The organism is Pseudomonas sp. EA_35y_Pfl2_R5 (genome assembly GCF_963970805.1).
Classification (GTDB): domain Bacteria; phylum Pseudomonadota; class Gammaproteobacteria; order Pseudomonadales; family Pseudomonadaceae; genus Aquipseudomonas.
Genome location: NZ_CAXAOW010000001.1, coordinates 411,689 through 431,124, shown reverse-complemented (window position 1 = coordinate 431,124; position 19,436 = coordinate 411,689). Strand labels below are relative to the sequence as shown.

Sequence of the window (19,436 nt, the reverse complement as noted above, 5' to 3'; positions counted from 1 at the left end):
ACCGTTGATAGGCCTCGATGGTGTAGGTGCATGTCCCCGCACGCTCCAGAGGTCATCAAGGGGACACTTCCTGATTATTCATGCCATCGTGAAAGTCGATGAACTCACGCCATTCAGCGGGGCATTCGAAACGGTCGAGGAAAGCAATCTGCTCAGCTTTTTCGAGGCTGTTCCAGAACGGTGTCCAGTAGGTATTCCACCAATACGCCATATCGCCTTGCAGGCTTCCTAGCGACTCGGGATCGACTTCCGGAAAAACTTCCCAGGGAGTGGGCGGCGCGATATCTATCTGACGCAGCGCAGCGACGAGCTGCATGCTGTTAGTAATAACGATCAGAGATACGTTGTTGAATTCGGTCTGTTCGCAGAGCGAGACAGTTTTACCGGCCGGGTTGCGCAACGACAGGAAGCGCGCTGATTGCCCCACTTCATGCTGGAAGTCTTCGTGCTCAATAACGTTGCGTAGTTCAGCCAGGCTGCTAGCACGCGGCATAAGGCTCATATGGTAGGCAGCAAGCTCGAATGGTTCGAGTGTGGTGACCAAGGGAAATCTTGAGGTTGAGGCTAGCGTAGGTAGCGGTTCGGCCGGGTACAGAGCGACCAATTCCTGAAGCTCATTTCGCACCGCAGTGGTGTGGACAACGGAAGCATCCTTGCCTACTTTGGCTTTTTTGAAAAATGGGAACATATCTGCGCCTTCAATTCTCATAGATGTGGTCAGCTACCCAGTCAGCGCCAAAATAGCCAGCAGCTCCGAAAACGATGCCGCCAACTAGTCCCGTCGCAATGGCTCCTGGGCCGGTTTCTATACCGAGTGCTGCACCGACAACCCCGCCGACTTTAAAGCCTGCCCATGCCATCCCCCAGCCGCCTGCCTGCCGAACCAGTTCGGCAGTAATGGGTTTTGCGCTACCAACTTCAATGGATTCTCGGCTGGCTTGAGTCAGGTCATAGGCGGTGAAAGCGACACCTAGAACTTGAACTACGCGTGCAGACCTAACCAAAGCATTGGTCGCACCTAGCGATTGTTTGTTGAACACGGCACTTGCCGGGACTTTCTTGCCGTCTATCAGGATTTCTTTATCTATTTCACGAACATAACTCGCGATCTTATCCACGCGCTTAGCCAGATGTGGATGTTGTGCCTTGTACCGATTGAGATCGGCGAGAATCTCCTCAGTTGAGACGAGTCTGGCGCCCGCACTCTTAGCCTTTTCAATATCGATGAAGATGCTTCTGCCATCGAAACGAGGCGAGCCTTCAGGAAATATCGAACTAGTAGAAATGAATTGTGAGGCATTTTTTCCCATGACATGTTCAGCGATGCTCACTGATGCATTTGGGCTTTTGGGCATCATTCCGTAGCGCTCAGGGCTCACTTCTGAAAGCGCCTGCAGCGGGGAAAGCTGCATATTGGCTAGGTAAGGACTTTTATTTGATGCGTAAATTTTTCGAACCAAAAAACCGTCTTTGCCTACCTCTTCAACAACGATAAAGAAGAACGCGCGGGCAGGCATAAGATAGCCAGGAATATCACTAACTGATCCAGGTTGTTGGTTGGTTTCGGCTGTACATTGGAATGCGCTCATGCTCTGCCCCACTTTTCCAGAGCGGCCACACCAGTAGTTATCTCCAGCGTTTCCTGTGTTGCGGTATAGATACGTTGGGTTCGTCCAGCTCCATCTGAGAAGCCTTGGTAGACGTTCCCTGCCTGATCTTTGATATGAAAAGGCGTATTGGCGAGCGGTGTCCCTTCCCCATCGACGATACGAAACTGTTCATCGTACGCACCTATAAGAAGCGGCACGATTGTATGTGCAATGGTCATCGCAGACGGCGCCGTAAACGCCGCCCCACCCCCACTGGTCCCAATAATCACCGTTCCAGAGCCCGCTACAACCGGATTGCCGTGATTACCCACAGTGCCCACCGTGGTAGCAGGCTTGCCGTTGATCAGTACATTGCTGATCACGTTGCTGGCCAAGGAGCTGCCGCAGGCAGTTGGGTCGTCTTGGCGTGCGGCGGACAGGTTGTCGAACAGCACGTTGGGTGAGCCAACGGTGATTGGATTCTTGCTGTGGCCAGGAAGCGGACAGACAGTGGGGTCGCTGACGCGGGCTGCGGGTTTACCGGACATGGGCTCTCCTTAATTGACCTTGACCTGTCCGCTGCCATCCAGGCGCGCGGAGAAACTCACTTGGCGTTTAAAGCCGTCCACTTCCAGCAGGCCTTCGATGGCAAAGGCCAGGCTCAGCGGGTTGTTGTCGCGGGGCAGGGAAATCACCCGCACCTCGCTTAAACGCGGTTCGTACGCTTCGATAAAGCGTTCGATGGCGATACGCGCCTGCTGCAGCGAATCGTGCAGCGACAGGCGCATATCGTTGAGATCGGGCAACCCGTAGTCGGGTAGCGTTTGCACGCTGCCCGCTCGGGTGCTGAGCATTTTCGCCAGGTGGGTAGCCACCGACGCCATGGCGGCGACCTCGCGGCTCCAGCCAGCGCGCTGGCTGGCTTCACCGCCGAGGCGTTCGAATAGGCTTCCGTAACCTGACATAAGGATGCTTATTCCTTGTCCAGCTTGCCGACGAGCGACAGGGTGAAATCGGCACCCATGTACTTGAAGTGCGGGCGCACGTTGAGGCTTACGCGGTACCAGCCCGGCTCACCATCAACATCACTGACGATCACCTGAGCGGCGCGCAGTGGACGGCGGCTACGCACTTCAGAGCTCGGGTTTTCCTGGTCGGCGACGAACTGGCGGATCCACTTGTTGAGTTCCAGTTCGAGGTCGGTGCGCTCTTTCCACGCGCCGATTTGCTCGCGCTGCAGCACTTTCAGGTAGTGGGCCAGACGGTTGATGATGAACATGTACGGCAGTTGGGTGCCGAGCTTGTAGTTCAGTTCAGCGGTCTTGCCTTCTTCACTGATGCCGAAGAATTTTGGCTTTTGCGCCGAGTTGGCGGAGAAGAACGCGGCGTTATCGCTGCCTTTGCGCATGGTCAGGGCGATAAAGCCTTCTTCGGCCAGCTCGTATTCACGACGGTCGGAAACCAGCACTTCAGTTGGGATCTTGGTTTCGATCTCGCCCATGCTTTCGAAGTGGTGCAGCGGCAGGTCTTCTACCGCACCACCGCTTTGTGGGCCGATGATGTTCGGGCACCAGCGGAACTTGGCGAAGCTATCGGTCAGCTTGGAGGCGAAGGTGTAGGCGGTGTTGCCCCACAGATAATGCTCGTGGCTGTTGGCGACGTTCTCTTTGTAGACGAAAGTCTTCACCGGGTTGTCTTCCGGGTCGTACGGGTTGCGCAGCAGGAAGCGCGGTACGGTCAGGCCGACGTAGCGGGCATCTTCTTGCTCGCGGAAGCTCTGCCATTTGGCGAACTGCGGGCCTTCGAAGTGGTCCTTCAGATCTTTCAGGTCCGGCAGCCCGGTGTAGCTTTCCAGGCCGAAGAACTTCGGACCGGCCGCGGCGATAAACGGCGCGTGGGACATGCTGGCGACGCTGGCGACGTATTGCAGGGTTTTGACGTCTGGCGCGCTCGGGTCGAAGAAGTAGTTGGCGATCAGAGCCGCAACTGGCTGGCCACCGAACTGGCCGTACTCGGCGGTGTAGATGTGCTTGTACAGGCCGGACTGCATGATCTCCGGGCTGTCTTCGAAGTCATCGAGCAGATCCTGCTTGGAGGCGTTGATGATCTCCAGCTTGATGTTTTCGCGGAAGTTGGTGCGATCCACCAGCAACTTCAGGCCGCGCCAGGAGGATTCCAGCGCCTGGAATTCGGCGTTGTGGAGGATTTCGTCCATCTGCCGGCTGAGCTTGGCGTCGATCTCCGCGATCATGCGGTCGACCATGGCTTTTTTTACCGGCTCATTTTCGTTCTGCGGCTTCAGCAACTCTTCGATAAAGGCCGACACGCCACGCTTGGCGATGTCATAGGCTTCGTCGTCCGGAGTCAGTTTGGTCTCGGCAATGATGCGGTCGAGGATGCCGAGGTCGGCGGCGCTGCGACCGCTTTCTACTGCTGCACTAGTGCTCATGAATTAGCTTCCTTGTTAATTGAATCAGGAGTCCAGCTTGCCTTGGGCAGCCAGGCCGAGTTCGCCGAGTACGCGGTCACGCGAGTCGTCGTCAGCCAGCACGCTTTCGATGGCTTTACGGAAGGCCGGGGCATTGCCCAGTGGGCCTTTCAGAGCCACCAGGGCGTCGCGCAGCTCCATCAGCTTTTTCAGCTCAGGCACCTGGTCGACGACATTGGCCGGGTTGAAGTCCTTCATCGAGTTGATGCGCAGCTGCACGGCCATGTCGTCGCCTTCAGCATCGTCCTGCAGACGGTTAGGCACGGCGAAGGTCAGGTTGAGTTCCTGCTTGGCCAGCACTTCGTCGAAGCTGTTCTTGTCGATGCTGATCGGCTTGCGGTCTTCGATCTTGCGATCGTCGGCGCGCTGGGTGAAATCACCCAGAACCATCAGTTTCAGTGGCAGTTCGATCTCTTCCTGAGCACCGCCAGTGGCGGGTTTGAAAGTGACGTTGATGCGTTCCTTGGGGGCTACCGAGCCTTCTTTGGCCATGGTCATTCTCCGTTACGGTTATGGCCCGAGGGCCTAGTCCAGTACCACTTCAAGATCGAGGTGGCACAACCTGCGGTAGATCTCTTCCTTGCTTTCACGCACCGCGTGGTTCTGCGGCAACAGCTCACAACAGCTGTGCAGCATGCGCAGTACGTCCAGGGCGAGATCGGGTTCCCAGTCGCCGAGGCCGGTGGCCTGTAGCGTCTGGTCGAGCGATTCGAGTTGGGTCTTGGCCAGTTCGTATTTCTTTGCGCTGTAGCACAGGCGCGCCAGGGTCAACTGCCAGAAGAAGCGTTCACGGCCGCCGCGCGCCTTGGCCAGGCCGAGCTTGAGTTGTTGCACGGCGGATTTCAGGCCGTCCTTGCGCAGCTTGGGCAGGGTTTCCTGCAGGGCGATATCCCAGGCTGGCAGTGCGTTACCGTCGGTGGCGACGGGCGTGTTGTCGCTGGCTGGAGCCTGCACGTGCGGCATCACATGGGAGCTGAGCCAGGCGCGGGTCTGCGCATCGGCAAAGGCGCTGCCATCGTGGAAGCGCAGTTCTTCCAGGCCGCTCATGCGCTGCATAAACAGCGCCAATTGGATTTCCACTTCACGCATCGCCTGCTCGGCGTCCAGTTCGTGCAGGCACTGCCAGACCAGATGCTGGCCGTCTAGCCAGAAGGGCGCGCGGGCGATGCTGGCTTCCAGATCGACCAGCAGATCGGCGTATTGGCCGTTCTGGTAGCGCTCCTGATAGCTGGTCAGCTTGTCCGTCGGCAGGCCGCGCAGGGCGGTGATCTGTTCGGCGTTGCGCTCCGGCAGGCCATCGATAGGCAGCCAGAGCAGGGTGCGAGCCAGGCGCAGGGCGCGCAGGTCGCTAGCTTTCTGTTTCAGCCAGTAAGCGCACAGTGGACGGGCCTGGTCTTGCAGGCTGCGCAGGCTCTTGTGCGCTTCTTTCTCGTTTTCGATAGGCGCGCCTGGGGTAAGCATCTGGCTGGCGGCCTGTTTGACCTGGGCAATCGCCGCGCCGACTGAGCCGGGCTCTGGTTGGCCTTGAGCAGCGCGTTTGACCAGTTCATCGAGGCGCCGACATAGCGGTAAGAGCAAGGGTGCGTCTTCACCCAGGTGCTGCGCCAGGCAGGCTTCCAAGGCGCGCAATTGCTCGGCGAGGCTGCGAAACAGCGCCAGTTGCTCACCAATCGGCACGTGCTCGGCCAGCGCCTGCTCCAGGCGTGGAATCAGCCAACTGATGGCTGCAGCGCGGGTGCGTGATTTGCGCGGATGCAGTTCTGCCCAATGGTTGAGGCACAGGTAGTGCAACAGGCTGAAACCGGCCTGCAGGCCGGGAAAGGATTCGCGTTGGTAAAGCCCCCAAATCAGCCAAGAGGCGACGCGTAAATCCTTGGAATGGGCGCTGAGCAATATCTCGCTGTTTTCGCGGACCTTTTGCCAGTCAATCGCCGCCGTTTCATGCAGCGCCGTGGCCTTGCCCAGCTCGTTTTCGAGAACTTCATATTCGCTGGAATAACGCACGTCATTACCGGCAAAGTTCCCTTCATTAATAGGGAGTTTGGCCAGCTCTAAATAATGAGCAGTGAGCTTGTTTGAATAGGTCATTCCATGACTCGATTATCGCTGCGGGTAACTTACGAGAAGCCGGCGTGGCTTCTGAAGTCCATCCTGTTCCGCCACAAGTGCGCAAAAAATTGCGCACTTGTATGTGCAACAAGTTGCGCACGTCCTAGTGAGGTGGGCATCCTAGCCCCATGAAGAGTGTCGGACAACCATTGAAAGTGTGAAATATGTAACAGTGAGCGATATTCGACGATTAATAACTGGGACGATAGTTCCTGAAGATTGTGAGAACTAATGCACAAGTAAATTAATCATGAGGTTAATGTAGGGATATGCCGCTCTATATGTAAGAAATGGCTTACTGGCAAACTAGTGGCGCGTCACAGAAGTTGTGCGGTTATTGCAAGTTAGTGTGACGCAGTGCAGGTTTTGCTGGGTTGGCGTGTGACGGCTGGGTGGCGGCCGAGCCCGAGCGGGCTCGGTGAGGAAAGACACGCGACCATTGGTCGGTTAGTCGCCGAAGGGTTCGGCCCAGAGGCTCAAGTCGAGCCGATGTTGTTCACCCGCGGCCAGCACACGGATGTCATCCAGCACGTTGGCGTGCTCGATACACAGCATGCCGGGCCAGGCATCGGCGGCGAATTGCGAGAGGCGCTGAGCTTTGTCGACCCAGGGGTTCCACAGTACGGCTGAGTTTGAGCCGCTGCTATGCAGCTGGATGCGCCGCTGCCACGTGCTGTCGAGGATGCTCAGCTGGGCCGGAGTATCCAGGTAGATGCGGTCGGTCTCGCCGCTGAACTGCAGCAGGCCATCCTGCTGGCGTTGCTGCCAGTCTTCTAGGGTTTCGATATAGCGGCAGCCATGCAGGTCTTCGACCGCAACGTGATGGATATCGCTGACGGCAAAGTAACTGTGCAGCGCCTGGCTGATCGCCAACGGTGTGCTGCCCAGGTTACGGCTGCTCAGCTGAATATGCAGGCGCTCATCCAAGCGAATGGACAAACGCAGTTCAGCGGCATGGGGCCAGTCGGGCAGTGGCTGGGTGATGCTGTTGTAGACGAACTCCAGGTGGATGCTGTCGTCGCGGTTGGCGATGTCCTGCAACTGCCAGTCAAGGCTGCGTACCAGGCCATGGGCGGGCGCAGCATCTGGTTGCAGGTGCAGGGCCTGCACCGCCTGTGGGTTACGTTGCAGGTTGCCGAACCAGGGCCAGCACACTGGCACGCCGCCGCGCACGCTCTGGCCGCGCTGGTAAGCGGCTTGCTCACTGAGCCAGATTAGCGGCGGCTGGTTATCTTCCTGGTAGCTGAGAAGCTGTGCGCCTTGCTGACTGATCAGCAGCACGCGAGCACCAACGCGTGCACGCCAGCAGGTCAGCTCGTCCAGTTCAAGGCGTTCAACGTGGGTTCTGGCCATTGGTGTACTCCCAGAAGGAAGAATAAAAAAGCTATTGGAGCCCAGCTTGTGCGTAGAAAGCAAAACGCCCGTCAGTGACGGGCGTTCTGTGGCTGGTCTCAGACGTTACTTGCCGTAGACCTGTTCCGGCAGCCAGGTGATCAATCCTGGGAACTGGTAGGCGACTACCAGCAGCAGAATCTGGATCAAGATAAACGGCAACACACCCTTATAGATGGTACTGGTGGGTACCGATGCCGGGGTGACCCCGCGCAGGTAGAACAGCGCAAAGCCAAACGGTGGGGTAAGGAAGGAGGTTTGCAGGTTGAGCGCGATCATCACGCCCAGCCATACCGGGTCCAACCCCATGGCCAGCAATACCGGGCCGACAATTGGCACCACCACGAAGGTGATCTCGATAAAGTCGAGGATAAAGCCGAGCAGGAAGATCACCACCATCACCAGGAAGAACGCGCCGAGCACGCCGCCGGGTAATTGAGCGAACACGTCCTCGATCATCGCTTCGCCGCCGAAGCCGCGGAATACCAGGGAGAACAGCGAGGCGCCAATCAAGATGAGGAACACCATGGCACTGATTTCAGTGGTGCCGTAAGCCACTTGGCGCAGCTGGCCGAAGTTCAGCTTGCCCTTGTAGGCGGCTAGCAGCATGGCACCGAGTGCACCGAGCGCTGCGGCTTCGGTCGGTGTTGCATAACCAGCGAGGATCGAGCCGAGCACGGCGCCAATTAGCAGCAGCGGCGGTACCAGAGCGTTGATCAGTTTGCCCCACTCAATGGGGCCAAGCTCTTCTTGTGGCAGCGCCGGCAGCTTCTTCGGTTGGAAGATCGCCACGCCGATGATGTAGGCGATGTACAAGCCGACCAGCAGCAAGCCAGGCAGTAGAGCACCAACGAACAGGTCACCGACCGAGACGGTTTTCGGCGAGAAAATCCCCATCTTCAGCTGAGCTTGCGAGTAAGCGCTGGACATCACGTCGCCCAGCAGTACCAGGACGATGGACGGCGGGATGATCTGCCCTAGGGTGCCGGTAGCGGCCAGGGTGCCGGTGGCAATCGCCGGGTCATAACCGCGGCGCAGCATGGTCGGCAGGGCCAACAGGCCCATGGTCACCACAGTGGCGCCGACGATACCGGTGGAGGCGGCGAGCAGCGCGCCGACCACACACACGGAAATTGCCAGGCCGCCGCGCAGGGTGCCGAACAGCCGCGACATGGATTCCAGCAGGTCTTCGGCGACCCTGGACTTCTCCAGCATCACCCCCATAAACACGAACAGTGGCACCGCCAGCATGGTCTGGTTGTTCATGATGCCGAACAGGCGGTTGGGCAGGGCGCTCAGGTAGCCGCCATCGAAGGTGCCGGTGAGGATGCCGATACCGGCAAACAGCAGCGATACACCGCCCAGGGTGAAGGCCACCGGGTAGCCGGCCATCAGGGCCGCGCAGATGCTTATAAACAGCAGGATCGCCATCAACTCAGCCATGGTTCACCTCCGCAGCGGGCAGGCGGCCGGTGAGGATATTGGCGAACTTGATCAAGTCGGAAATTCCTTGCAGTGCCAGGCTGATCACCAGCACCAGGATGATGCTCTTCTGCAGGTAGACGAATTTCAGCCCGCCTGATTCGCTGGAGCCTTCCAGAGTTGCCCAAGAATTGCTGACGTAATCCCAGCTAGCCCAGCCGAGAAACAGGCACACCGGCAGCAGAAACAGCAGGGTGCCGAGGCTATCGACCAGGGCTTTACGCTTGGCGCTGAACTTCTGATAGAAGATGTCGACGCGCACATGGCCGTTGCGTTGCAACACCCAGGCGGCGGCGCCCATGAATACCAGTGCGTGGCTGTACAGCACGGCTTCCTGCAGGGCGGTGGCGCCGATGCCGAAACCGTAACGCAGGATTACCACGATGGCGGTGCCGATCACCAGAAACAGGGTCAGCCAGGCGCAGGCCTTGCCCAGCCAGGCATTTGTCGAGTCGATAAGGCGCGCGATGCTCAGCAACCGAGGAGGAGATGTCGTCATGGCAGATCCTTTATTGTTATGAGCCAAGAGGGCCTGGGATTCTAGGTGGCGGGGTAAAAGCGTCGCAACTCGCAATACTACGTACGTAGTCACTGCGCTTGAGCGATGTTGATGCCTATGATAGTCAGTATTAGCTGATTGCTGGCGATCCCGGTGCTCAGACCCTTAACAACAACAAGGAACCTTTACATGAAACGTCGTCAAATTCTCGCAGCAGCGGGCGTAGGCCTTGCAGCCACGGCCTTGGCCGGTTGTAAACAAGAAGCTGAAACCGCCGCCAAACCTCAAGAGGGTGCGGGGGCGCAGACTTTCAACTGGAAAATGGTCACCTCCTGGCCGAAGAACTTTCCGGGTGTTGGCGTGGGGGCCGAACGCTTCGCCAAGCTGGTTGAGGAAATGAGCAACGGCCGCCTCAAGGTCAAGGTGTATGCCGCTGGCGAATTGGTGCCAGCGCTGGAAGTATTCGATGCAGTCAGCCGTGGCACTGCGGAAATGGGCCATGGCGCACCTTATTACTGGAAAGGCAAAGTGCCGGCCGCGCAGTTCTTCTGCGCTTCGCCGTTCGGCCCCAACGCTCAGGAAATGAATGCCTGGTTGCACAAAGGCGGCGGTATGCAGCTGTGGGAAGAGGTGTACAAGCCGTTCGGCGTACTGCCGATGGCCTGTGGTAATACCGGTGTGCAGACTGCCGGCTGGTTCAACAAGGAAATCAACAGCGTCGACGACTTCAAGGGCTTGAAGATGCGTACCCCAGGCCTGGGCGGCGAAGTGCTGACCAAGATGGGCGGTACCGTGGTCAATATGCCGGCCGGCGAGATCTTCACCGCGATGCAGACGGGTGCCATCGACGCCACTGAGTGGATCGGCCCATACAACGATCAGGCCCTGGGCCTGCACAAAGCCGCCAAATACTACTACACCCCAGGTTGGCAGGAGCCGAGCGTACTGTTCGAGCTGGACATCAACATCAAGGCCTGGGAAACCCTGCCGGCCGATCTGCAGGCCATCGTCCGCGCCGCCGCTCGCGACGTGAACGGCGATATGCTCGACGATTACAACGCGAAGAACATGGAAGCTCTGGAGCAGCTCAAGGGCGAGGGCGTGGAAGTACGCCGCCTGCCGGATGAAGTGTTGGCCAAGCTCAAGGAAGTGGCCGCCGAAGTGGTCGACGCCAGCGCCGCTGCCGATCCGGTGGCGAGCAAGGTATGGGCTCAGCAGAAGGCTTATCTGCAGCGTCTGTACGACTATGCTGAGCTCAACGAAAAGGATATCTACAATATCCGCGGCTGACTCCCGCCCCCATAAAAACGCCGGCCTCGCGCCGGCGTTTTTATTTACGTGTTGCATGGGCGTTTGGAGTAAAGCGTCGATTATTAATCGAGGCCGCGATAAGTAGGATCAGCCCTGCGCGCCGGTATTCATCGCCTGCCCTGGAGTACATGGCGCAGAGCATTGCTCTCTCAGCGCGAGAGTAGAGCACACACGTTATCTGGTGGGGACTTGGTGTGCGACTGATAAGTTAGTGCCAGGGTATGATCGCCCCCAGCAGGCCGGTACCTCGGTCACTGCCATCGGTGAGTTGATTGATACAATCAGCGACATGAGCGTGCAGACCCCGATCAGCTTGGCCGAACTCAGTGACAACCTGGGTGCCCTGGTACGTCAATTCCGCATTTAGATTGCTGTATTTTTCTGGAATAACGTAACTCATGCAACTCAAGCACAAGATAGTCGCACTCAGCGTGCTGCCGTTGCTGTTGGCCGTGGCGGTGGTTTGTGTACTGGTATTTTTTCAGAACCAGCGCCTCGGCGAACAGCAGGCGCACCTGATCGAAGAGAGCATCCTGACGAGCAAGCGCGCCGAGCTCAAACACTATGTCGAGATGGCCCTGAGCATCATTTCGCCGCTGTACGAAAGTGGCCGCGACGATGCCGAGATCAAACAGCAGGTGCTAGGGGTGCTGGCCAGAATCAGCTTCGGCAGCGACGGTTACTTCTTCGTTTACGAAAGCGACGGGCGCAACCTGATGCACCCGCGCCAGGGCGAGTTGGTCGGTAAGGATTTATGGAACATGACCGACCCGCGCGGTTTGCTGGTCATTCAAGCCTTGATGAAAAGCGCGCAAAGCGGTGACGGCTTCCAACATTACGCCTGGCAGAAACCGTCGACCGGCGAGGTGACCGACAAGTTGGCCTATGTGGTCATGCTTGAGCGTTGGGGCTGGATGCTTGGTACAGGGATTTATCTGGAAGACGTCGATCAAGCGATTGCCCAAGTGCATAACGAGGCCACCAACGGCATCCATGCCACCATGCTGGCGATTGCCGGCCTGGCTCTGGTCGCTGTGTTGCTGGTATTCGCCGGCGGCCTGGCACTGAACCTCAGCGAGCATCGCCTGGCGGATCGCAAGCTGCAATTGCTCACCCAGCGTATCGTCAGCCTGCAGGAAGAAGAGCGCTCACGGGTGTCACGCGAGCTGCACGACGGCATCAGCCAACTGCTCGTCTCGATCAAATTCCAGTTCGAACTGGCCAGCCTCGAACTGGCCTCAGGCAATGACCAGGGACTGGAGACGCTACACAAAGGCACCGAGCGGCTGGCGGGAGCCATCGGCGAGGTGCGGCGGATTTCTCACGACTTGCATCCCTCGCTGCTTGACACCCTTGGCCTGCCCGCCGCGATTGGTCAGTTGGTCGCCGAGTTCGAGCAACGCAGCGGCCTGCTGATCGACTACAAGAATGACCTCGGCTATACACTGCTTAACGATGGGATGGCGGTGGCGCTGTTCAGGATTCTGCAAGAAGCGTTGACCAACATCGAGCGCCACGCGCGGGCGAACACTGTCGCCATTAGCCTCGACGGCAGGGCGCAACGGGTGCGTTTACGGGTTCGCGACGACGGCGTCGGTTTCAGCCCCAGGCATTTCGATACCCTTACTGGCGGTATTGGCTTGCGCAACATCCGCGAGCGTGTCGAGCATTTTGGTGGGCGCTTCGCCCTTACATCGCAACCTGGCCAGACGGAGCTGATGGTGACGCTGCCGTTACCGACCCCCAACCCTCTCGACTGAAGCAACCAAAACAACAAGAGCACGCACTCATGACTGCTGCCACCATACGAATCGCCCTGATCGACGACCATGCCTTGGTGCGCGAAGGTATTCGCGCATTGCTCGCGGTGCTGCCTCATTTCGAGGTGGTCGGGGAAGCCGGCAGTGGTGCCGAGGCATTCGACCTGATGCAGCGCACGCAAGTCGACATTCTGCTGATGGATGTTGGCTTGCGCGATATCAATGGGCTGGAACTTACCCGCCAATTGCGCGAACGCTACCCTGCGATAAAGGTGTTGATCCTGAGCATGTACGACAATCAGGAGTACGTGAGCACCTCGCTGGCGGTTGGTGCCAGTGGCTACGTTTTGAAGGAAGCGCCTTCCCGTGAAATCGTCGCGGCTATCGAAGCCATCGCAGCCGGTGGCAGTTTCTACAGCGGCGATATCGCGCGCAAGTTGGCCAAGCCCGCCCCCAGCGAAGACGAATTGACCCCGCGCGAACGCGAGGTACTGCTGATGCTCGCCCAAGGCCTGAACAACAAAATCATGGCCCGCACGCTGCAAATCAGCGTACGCACCGTTGAAACCCATCGCTTGAGCATCAGGCGAAAACTGGCTATCGACAAGCCGGCAGACCTGCTCAAGCATGCCCTGGCCCATGGCTGGATACCCGACGGCTAGCAGGGCGTTAAAGTGGATATTTAGCCTGTATGGGTAGGGGGTGTCAGCGCAGGTGGGGTGGGCGCACGGCCTGGGCGGCCCCGCGTCACCCTACACTGCCAAGTAATCGCGCGTTGAGTCTCTGAACCCAATACAGCCTACGGATCGCGTAGGTGCTAACTCATCACCACGTTCACTGCAATTGTCACCTACCGCCTACCGCCGTGCCGGCACTGAGCGGGTGCGGCCGCTGCCGTCGATGGCGACGAACACGAATACCGCCTCGGTGACCTTGCGCCATTCGCTGGACAGCGGATCGTCGCTCCACACTTCGACCAGCATCTGGATCGAGCTACGGCCCACTTCCACGGTTTGCGTATAGAAGGACAGTTGCGCGCCCACCGCTACCGGCACCAGAAACGCCATGCGATCAATGGCTACGGTGGCTACGCGCCCGCCGGCTACCTTGCTAGCCATGGCCGTGCCGGCCAGGTCCATCTGTGATACCAACCAGCCGCCGTAGATATCGCCAAAACCGTTGGTTTCACGCGGCAGCGCGGTGATCTGCAAAGCCAGGTCGCCTTGCGGAATAGGGTCTTCCTGTTCGAAATCGTGCATCGGATAGGCTCGCGGCGCGGTTGTTGTTATTGGCGCGGTGCGGGGCTTGGCGGTGGCGGCGAGTCAGGCTCTGCGGCTATCGCGGTTCGGCCCAGCAGGCCCGCGGGAGTGCGGGCGCAGCGAGTATAGCGACTCGGCAGTCGCAGGGCGACCATGGCACTTGGCCGACGGGTTCTGCACACCTATTTATCGACTGCGGCAAAACTTCGACAGCGTTCATCTAACTGTCACATTGCATACATACAGTCGTCATGCGGCCTACAGATACTTGGCCCCGTTCAATCCAACACTAGTCTGCTAGGAGTAAGGCATGAAACTTAAGCGTTTGATGGCGGCCATGACTTTTGTCGCCGCTGGCGTGGCTACTGCCACTGCGGTTGCTGCTGTCGATCCGGCTCTGCCGAGCTACACCAAGACCTCCGGCGTATCGGGCAACCTGTCCAGCGTCGGTTCCGACTCCCTGGCCAATCTGATGACCCTGTGGGCTGAAGAGTTCAAAAAGGAATACCCGAACGTCAACATCCAGATCCAGGCCGCCGGCTCTTCCACTGCGCCGCCCGCTCTGACTGAAGGCACCGCCAGCATGGGCCCGATGAGCCGTGCAATGAAGGATGCCGAGATCCAGGCGTTCGAAGAGAAATACGGCTACAAGCCGACTGCCGTACCGGTGGCCATCGACGCCCTGGCGGTATTCGTGCACAAAGACAACCCAATCAAGTCCCTGGACATGGCTCAGGTTGACGCGATCTTCTCCAGCACCCGCCTGTGCGGTGGCGCTACCGATATCAAAACCTGGGGTGACCTGGGCATGACCGGCGAGTGGGCTGCCAAGCCGATTCAGCTGTTCGGTCGTAACTCGGTATCCGGCACTTACGGTTACTTCAAAGAAGAAGCTCTGTGCAAAGGCGACTACAAGGCTAACGTCAACGAGCAGCCGGGTTCGGCTTCCGTGGTGCAGTCGATCTCCAGCACCATCAACGCCATCGGTTACTCGGGCATCGGCTACAAGACTTCCAGCGTGAAGACTGTTCCTCTGTCGAAGAAAGGCGGCGAAGCTTTTGACGCCAACGAAGAAAACGCCCTGGCTGGCAAGTTCCCGCTGGCTCGCTTCTTCTACGTCTACGTCAACAAGGCACCGAACAAGCCGCTGAGCCCGCTGGACGCCGAGTTCGTCAAGCTGGTGCTGTCCAAGCAAGGCCAGGAAGTTGTGGTGAAAGACGGCTACATCCCGCTGCCGAGCAAAGTGGCTGCGAAAACCCTGAAGGAGCTGGGCCTGGAGTAATCCCGGTATAGGCAAGGACGCCAAAAAATGGTCAGGAACCCTTTTTAACGTCGCGCAGCGACGGCCCGAAGGGTGGTCGCCAGGGATGGCAGACCATGAATAAGTCGCACGCCCGCCTTCGTTTACGAGAGGCGGGCGTTGCTTTGTCAAAGCGCTGTAACTTTTCTGTCACATAGGGCGGCTAGAGTTAGCGCCTCGTATAGCGACAGAAATCACTATGGCGCGCTCATGGCTGCGCAGAGACGCTCTTACCTATGAATGACTTGGCTAGTGAAACCATGACCGCCACCTCCAAATCTCTCGGGCTGGACTTCAACACTCCGGCCCTGCAGCGCAAGCGGCGTATCCGCGCGCTGAAAGATCGTTTCGCCCGCTGGGCGGTATCCATCGGTGGTATGGCCGTACTCGGCGCCATCACCCTGATCTTCTTCTATTTGGCCTACGTAGTGCTGCCGATGTTCCAGGGTGCCAGCCTGGACAGCCGCAAGCCGGTTCAGGTCGCCTGGTTGACTGAGGCTGCCGCGCCACTGCTGCTGACCCTGGAAGAACAGAACCAGATGGCCATGCGCCTGGACCAGAGCGGCAAGGTGCAGTTCTTCGATGCGAAGAAGATGCAGCCGCTGAGCAGTGTGCAGCTGCCGATCCCGGCAGATGTGCGGATTGCTTCGGTCGGCCAGGATCAGCCCGGCAGCAACCGTGTAGCCCTGGGCCTGTCCAACGGACAGGTGCTGGTGTTCCAACATGTCTACAAGCTCAGCTACCCGAATGATGTGCAAACCATCACGCCGAGCATCGAGTATCCGTTCGGTGAAGCGCCGATCGAACTCGACCCTCAGGGTCGCGAGCTTGATCACATGGGCGTCAGCCTGAATAGCGGCACGCTGATGCTGGCCGGCTCCACCGGCACCGAGCTGCACGTGCTGAGCTTGGGCCGCGAAGAAAATTTGATGACTGGCGAGGTGACCCTCAGCGAAGAGCGCGTTGCTCTGCCGCAGATCGCCGAGCCGATCAAGGCACTGATCATCGATCCACGTCACCTGTGGCTGTATGTGGTCAACGGCCGCGCTACCGCCGATGTGTTCGACATGCGCAGCAACAGCCTGAACGGTCGTTACAAGCTGCTGGAAGATGGCAAGCTGGAAGTCAGCAACGCCACCTCGCTGCTCGGCGGTATCTCGCTGATGATCGGCAACAGCAGCGGCGGTATCGCCCAGTGGTTTATGGTGCGCGAAGCGGACGGCAAGGCCGTGCTGAAGTCGATCCGCAGCTTCCAGCTGGCTGACAGTCCGATCGTGCAGATTCTCCCGGAAGAGCGCCGCAAGGGCTTCTACGCCCTGGACGCCAAAGGCAATCTGGGCATCTTCCACAGCACTGCGCACCGCACCCTGCTGGTCGAACCCGTAGCCGACGGTCAGGCCCTTGCCGCCCTGTCGCCACGCGCCAACCGCCTGCTGGTGGAGAGTGATGGTCAGTTGCAGCGTTTGATCATCGACAACCCACATCCGGAAATCTCCTGGAGCTCGCTGTGGGGCAAGGTCTGGTACGAGAACTACGACGCGCCGGGCCACGTCTGGCAGTCGACCTCGGCCAGCACCGACAACGAACCCAAGCTAAGCCTTGCGCCGTTGGCCTTCGGTACCCTGAAAGCAGCGTTCTACGCCATGCTCCTGGCCGCGCCGCTGGCCATCGCCGCCGCGCTCTATACCGCCTACTTTATGGCCCCAGCGCTGCGTCGCAAGGTCAAGCCGGTGATCGAGCTGATGGAAGCGCTGCCGACGGTGATCCTCGGCTTTTTCGCCGGCCTGTTCCTCGCGCCCTATGTGGAAGGTCACCTGCCGGGCATCTTCAGCCTGCTGATCTTTACCCCCATCGGCATTCTGCTGGCCGGTTACCTGTGGAGCCGCCTGCCGGAATCGATCCGTCTGAGCGTGCCGGATGGCTGGGAGTCGGCGATGCTGATCCCGGTGATTCTGCTGGTCGGTTATGTCTCGCTGGCCATGAGTGGCCATGTGGAGAACTGGTTGTTCGACGGCAATATGCGCATGTGGCTGAGCAATGACTTAGGGATTCCGTTTGACCAGCGCAACGCCCTGGTAGTCGGCCTGGCCATGGGTTTCGCGGTTATCCCGACCATTTACTCGATTGCCGAAGATGCCGTGTTCAGCGTGCCGAAGAGCCTGACGTTCGGCTCCCTGGCCCTGGGTGCTACGCCGTGGCAGACCCTGACTCGTGTGGTGATCCTCACCGCCAGCCCAGGCATCTTCTCGGCGGTGATGATCGGTATGGGCCGCGCCGTCGGTGAAACCATGATCGTGCTGATGGCCACCGGCAACACCGCGATCATGGACATGAACATCTTTGAAGGCCTGCGCACCCTGGCCGCCAACGTGGCGGTGGAAATGCCCGAGTCGGAAGTCGGTGGTACCCACTACCGCGTGCTGTTCCTCTCGGCGCTGGTGCTGCTCGGTTTCACCTTTGTCATGAATACCCTGGCAGAGCTGGTGCGCCAGCGTCTGCGCGTCAAGTACGCCTCGCTCTAAGGTCTGGGAAGGTATATGTCCGTGAAACAGAACAACCTGAAAACCTGGTTCAAGAGCGGTACGCCGTGGATCTGGATGAATGCCGGCGCGGTGTCGATCGCGGTGATCATGACCCTGGGTCTGATGACAGTGATCGCTGTGCGCGGCCTTGGCCACTTCTGGCCGGCGGATATCGTTGAAGCCGACTACCAGATCCCTGGTCAGCAAGCCAAGGTGATGGCCGGCGAGGTCACCCAGATCGAAGAAGTGCCGCGTGCCCGTCTGGCGGCTTCTGGCTTGCCGGTCACCGCCGAGGGTGGCGAGTTTATGACCCGCGAGCTGTTCAAGGTGGGTAACCGCGATGTGTATGGCGCGGACTTCACCTGGGTGGTCGGCGAATGGCTGAGCAACCTGCGCACTCCGGAAAATCTTACGGCGCTGGAGCGCCGCGAATGGGGCAACTTCTACGGCTACCTGGTTAACGTCAAGGAAAGTGGCGAGCTGGTTGCTGAAGGCGACGCCAGCTGGCCTGCGCTGCAGGAGCGCATTGAGCGCGTGGAGCAGCTGCATAAGAATTTGGTGCGCCTGGAGAAGAAAGACATCGGCCGGATCAACGCCGGCCTGGAACGCATCCGTCTGCAAACCCGCAAGCTGGAGCTGCAGGGCAAGCTGGACGACGTCGCCCAGGCTGAGCTGGACGCCGAGCGCGCGCAGTGGGATGCCGAGTACAAGGTACTGGAAACCGAGCTGATCGCCCTCAACCAGGCGTTCAACCGCGACAGTGTCACGCTCAAGACAGTTGATGGCCGTGATGTGACCATCAGCCTGGGTAAGGTGGTACGGGCCTTCCAGCCCAACGCCATGGATACGCTCGACAAACTCGGTTTCTACTTCGCCAAGCTGTGGGAGTTCGTCAGCGACGATCCGCGTGAAGCCAACACCGAGGGTGGCATCTTCCCGGCGATTTTCGGCACCGTGATGATGACCCTGATCATGGCCGTGATCGTCACCCCATTCGGCGTGGTGGCGGCCATTTACCTGCGTGAGTACGCCAAGCAGGGCCCGCTGACACGGGTGATCCGTATTGCGGTGAACAACCTGGCAGGTGTGCCTGCCATCGTGTACGGCGTGTTTGGCCTGGGCTTCTTCGTCTATGTGCTGGGTGGCTCGCTGGATCGCATGTTCTTCCCGGAAGCCGCGCCGGCGCCGACCTTCGGTACGCCGGGTCTGCTCTGGGCCTCGCTGACCCTGGCGATCCTCACCCTGCCGGTGGTCATCGTCGCCACCGAAGAAGGTCTGGCACGGATTCCACGGGCCGTGCGTGAAGGCTCCCTGGCCCTCGGCGCGACCAAGGTAGAAACGCTATGGCGCGTGGTGTTGCCAATGGCCAGTCCGGCGATGATGACCGGTCTGATCCTCGCCGTGGCCCGCGCCGCTGGCGAAGTGGCGCCGCTGATGCTGGTGGGCGTGGTCAAGCTGGCCCCGAGCTTGCCGCTCGATGGCAACTACCCGTACCTGCACCTCGATCAGAAGATCATGCACCTGGGCTTCCACATCTATGACGTCGGCTTCCAGAGCCCCAACGTCGAGGCCGCGCGGCCGCTGGTGTACGCCACAGCGTTGCTGCTGGTGTTGGTCATCGTGGTGCTGAATATGGCAGCGGTTTATATCCGTAACCACCTGCGCGAAAAATACAAAGCGCTGGATCATTAATCTATTGTGTTGCCCCGGTATCTGCCGGGGCGG

18 protein-coding genes are annotated in these 19,436 nt (G+C 59.2%); 7 read left to right on the top strand and 11 right to left on the bottom strand.

Features of this window, described 5'->3' with window-relative positions:
- Positions 1-55 precede the first annotated feature (55 nt).
- From AACX99_RS01910 to AACX99_RS01865, 10 genes are all read right to left on the bottom strand, one after another.
- Positions 56-688: a hypothetical protein gene (locus tag AACX99_RS01910; protein WP_339409141.1), complete on the bottom strand. Its 633-nt coding sequence runs from the start codon at positions 686-688 to the stop codon at positions 56-58.
- Between the two features lie 10 nt (positions 689-698).
- Positions 699-1,589, bottom strand: a complete 891-nt coding sequence (locus AACX99_RS01905) for a glycine zipper family protein (RefSeq protein WP_339409140.1) — start codon at positions 1,587-1,589, stop codon at positions 699-701.
- On the bottom strand, positions 1,586-2,137 hold the full coding sequence (locus AACX99_RS01900) for a PAAR domain-containing protein (RefSeq protein WP_339409139.1): 552 nt from the start codon (positions 2,135-2,137) through the stop codon (positions 1,586-1,588). The genes AACX99_RS01905 and AACX99_RS01900 overlap by 4 nt, the downstream gene beginning before the upstream one ends.
- Positions 2,138-2,146: 9 nt before the next feature.
- Positions 2,147-2,554: a type VI secretion system baseplate subunit TssE gene (gene tssE / locus AACX99_RS01895; protein ID WP_339409138.1), complete on the bottom strand. Its 408-nt coding sequence runs from the start codon at positions 2,552-2,554 to the stop codon at positions 2,147-2,149.
- Between the two features lie 8 nt (positions 2,555-2,562).
- Positions 2,563-4,038, bottom strand: coding sequence for a type VI secretion system contractile sheath large subunit (gene tssC / locus AACX99_RS01890; RefSeq protein WP_339409137.1), 1,476 nt, complete (start codon positions 4,036-4,038; stop codon positions 2,563-2,565).
- 24 nt (positions 4,039-4,062) lie between these two features.
- A complete protein-coding gene (gene tssB, locus AACX99_RS01885) occupies positions 4,063-4,569 on the bottom strand; it encodes a type VI secretion system contractile sheath small subunit (protein ID WP_090379617.1) in 507 nt (168 codons plus the stop codon).
- 33 nt (positions 4,570-4,602) lie between these two features.
- Positions 4,603-6,165, bottom strand: coding sequence for a type VI secretion system protein TssA (tssA, locus tag AACX99_RS01880; protein WP_339409136.1), 1,563 nt, complete (start codon positions 6,163-6,165; stop codon positions 4,603-4,605).
- A 468-nt stretch (positions 6,166-6,633) separates the two neighbouring features.
- Positions 6,634-7,539, bottom strand: coding sequence for a D-hexose-6-phosphate mutarotase (locus tag AACX99_RS01875; RefSeq protein WP_339409135.1), 906 nt, complete (start codon positions 7,537-7,539; stop codon positions 6,634-6,636).
- Positions 7,540-7,644: 105 nt separating this feature from the next.
- Positions 7,645-9,021: a TRAP transporter large permease gene (locus AACX99_RS01870; protein ID WP_339409134.1), complete on the bottom strand. Its 1,377-nt coding sequence runs from the start codon at positions 9,019-9,021 to the stop codon at positions 7,645-7,647.
- The gene (locus tag AACX99_RS01865) at positions 9,014-9,559 is read right to left on the bottom strand and encodes a TRAP transporter small permease subunit (RefSeq protein WP_339409133.1); all 546 of its coding nucleotides are present in this window, start codon (positions 9,557-9,559) and stop codon (positions 9,014-9,016) included. Before AACX99_RS01865 ends, AACX99_RS01870 begins: the two co-directional genes overlap by 8 nt.
- A gap of 189 nt (positions 9,560-9,748) precedes the next feature.
- Here AACX99_RS01865 and AACX99_RS01860 point away from each other — a divergent pair, with 189 nt between their 5' ends.
- The 4 genes from AACX99_RS01860 to AACX99_RS01845 all read left to right on the top strand — a co-directional run bounded on the left by AACX99_RS01860 (position 9,749) and on the right by AACX99_RS01845 (position 13,292).
- The gene (locus AACX99_RS01860) at positions 9,749-10,849 is read left to right on the top strand and encodes a TRAP transporter substrate-binding protein (protein ID WP_339409132.1); all 1,101 of its coding nucleotides are present in this window, start codon (positions 9,749-9,751) and stop codon (positions 10,847-10,849) included.
- 232 nt (positions 10,850-11,081) lie between these two features.
- Positions 11,082-11,237 carry a hypothetical protein gene (locus AACX99_RS01855; RefSeq protein ID WP_339409131.1) on the top strand — a complete coding sequence of 52 codons (156 nt, stop codon included), beginning with the start codon at positions 11,082-11,084 and terminating at the stop codon, positions 11,235-11,237.
- Positions 11,238-11,268: 31 nt separating this feature from the next.
- Complete coding sequence (locus AACX99_RS01850) at positions 11,269-12,630, top strand: cache domain-containing protein (RefSeq protein WP_339409130.1); 1,362 nt, start codon at positions 11,269-11,271, stop codon at positions 12,628-12,630.
- Positions 12,631-12,659: 29 nt separating this feature from the next.
- Entirely contained in the window at positions 12,660-13,292 is a 633-nt protein-coding gene (locus AACX99_RS01845; RefSeq protein WP_339409129.1) for a response regulator transcription factor, read from the top strand.
- Positions 13,293-13,487: 195 nt separating this feature from the next.
- Here the strand turns inward: AACX99_RS01845 and AACX99_RS01840 are convergent, their stop codons facing one another.
- A complete protein-coding gene (locus AACX99_RS01840; RefSeq protein ID WP_339409128.1) occupies positions 13,488-13,889 on the bottom strand; it encodes an acyl-CoA thioesterase in 402 nt (133 codons plus the stop codon).
- 310 nt (positions 13,890-14,199) lie between these two features.
- Here AACX99_RS01840 and AACX99_RS01835 point away from each other — a divergent pair, with 310 nt between their 5' ends.
- The 3 genes from AACX99_RS01835 to pstA all read left to right on the top strand — a co-directional run bounded on the left by AACX99_RS01835 (position 14,200) and on the right by pstA (position 19,403).
- On the top strand, positions 14,200-15,171 hold the full coding sequence (locus tag AACX99_RS01835) for a PstS family phosphate ABC transporter substrate-binding protein (protein WP_339409127.1): 972 nt from the start codon (positions 14,200-14,202) through the stop codon (positions 15,169-15,171).
- A 254-nt stretch (positions 15,172-15,425) separates the two neighbouring features.
- Positions 15,426-17,711: a phosphate ABC transporter permease gene (locus tag AACX99_RS01830; RefSeq protein ID WP_339409126.1), complete on the top strand. Its 2,286-nt coding sequence runs from the start codon at positions 15,426-15,428 to the stop codon at positions 17,709-17,711.
- A gap of 15 nt (positions 17,712-17,726) precedes the next feature.
- The gene (gene pstA / locus AACX99_RS01825; protein ID WP_339409125.1) at positions 17,727-19,403 is read left to right on the top strand and encodes a phosphate ABC transporter permease PstA; all 1,677 of its coding nucleotides are present in this window, start codon (positions 17,727-17,729) and stop codon (positions 19,401-19,403) included.
- Positions 19,404-19,436: the final 33 nt, after the last annotated feature.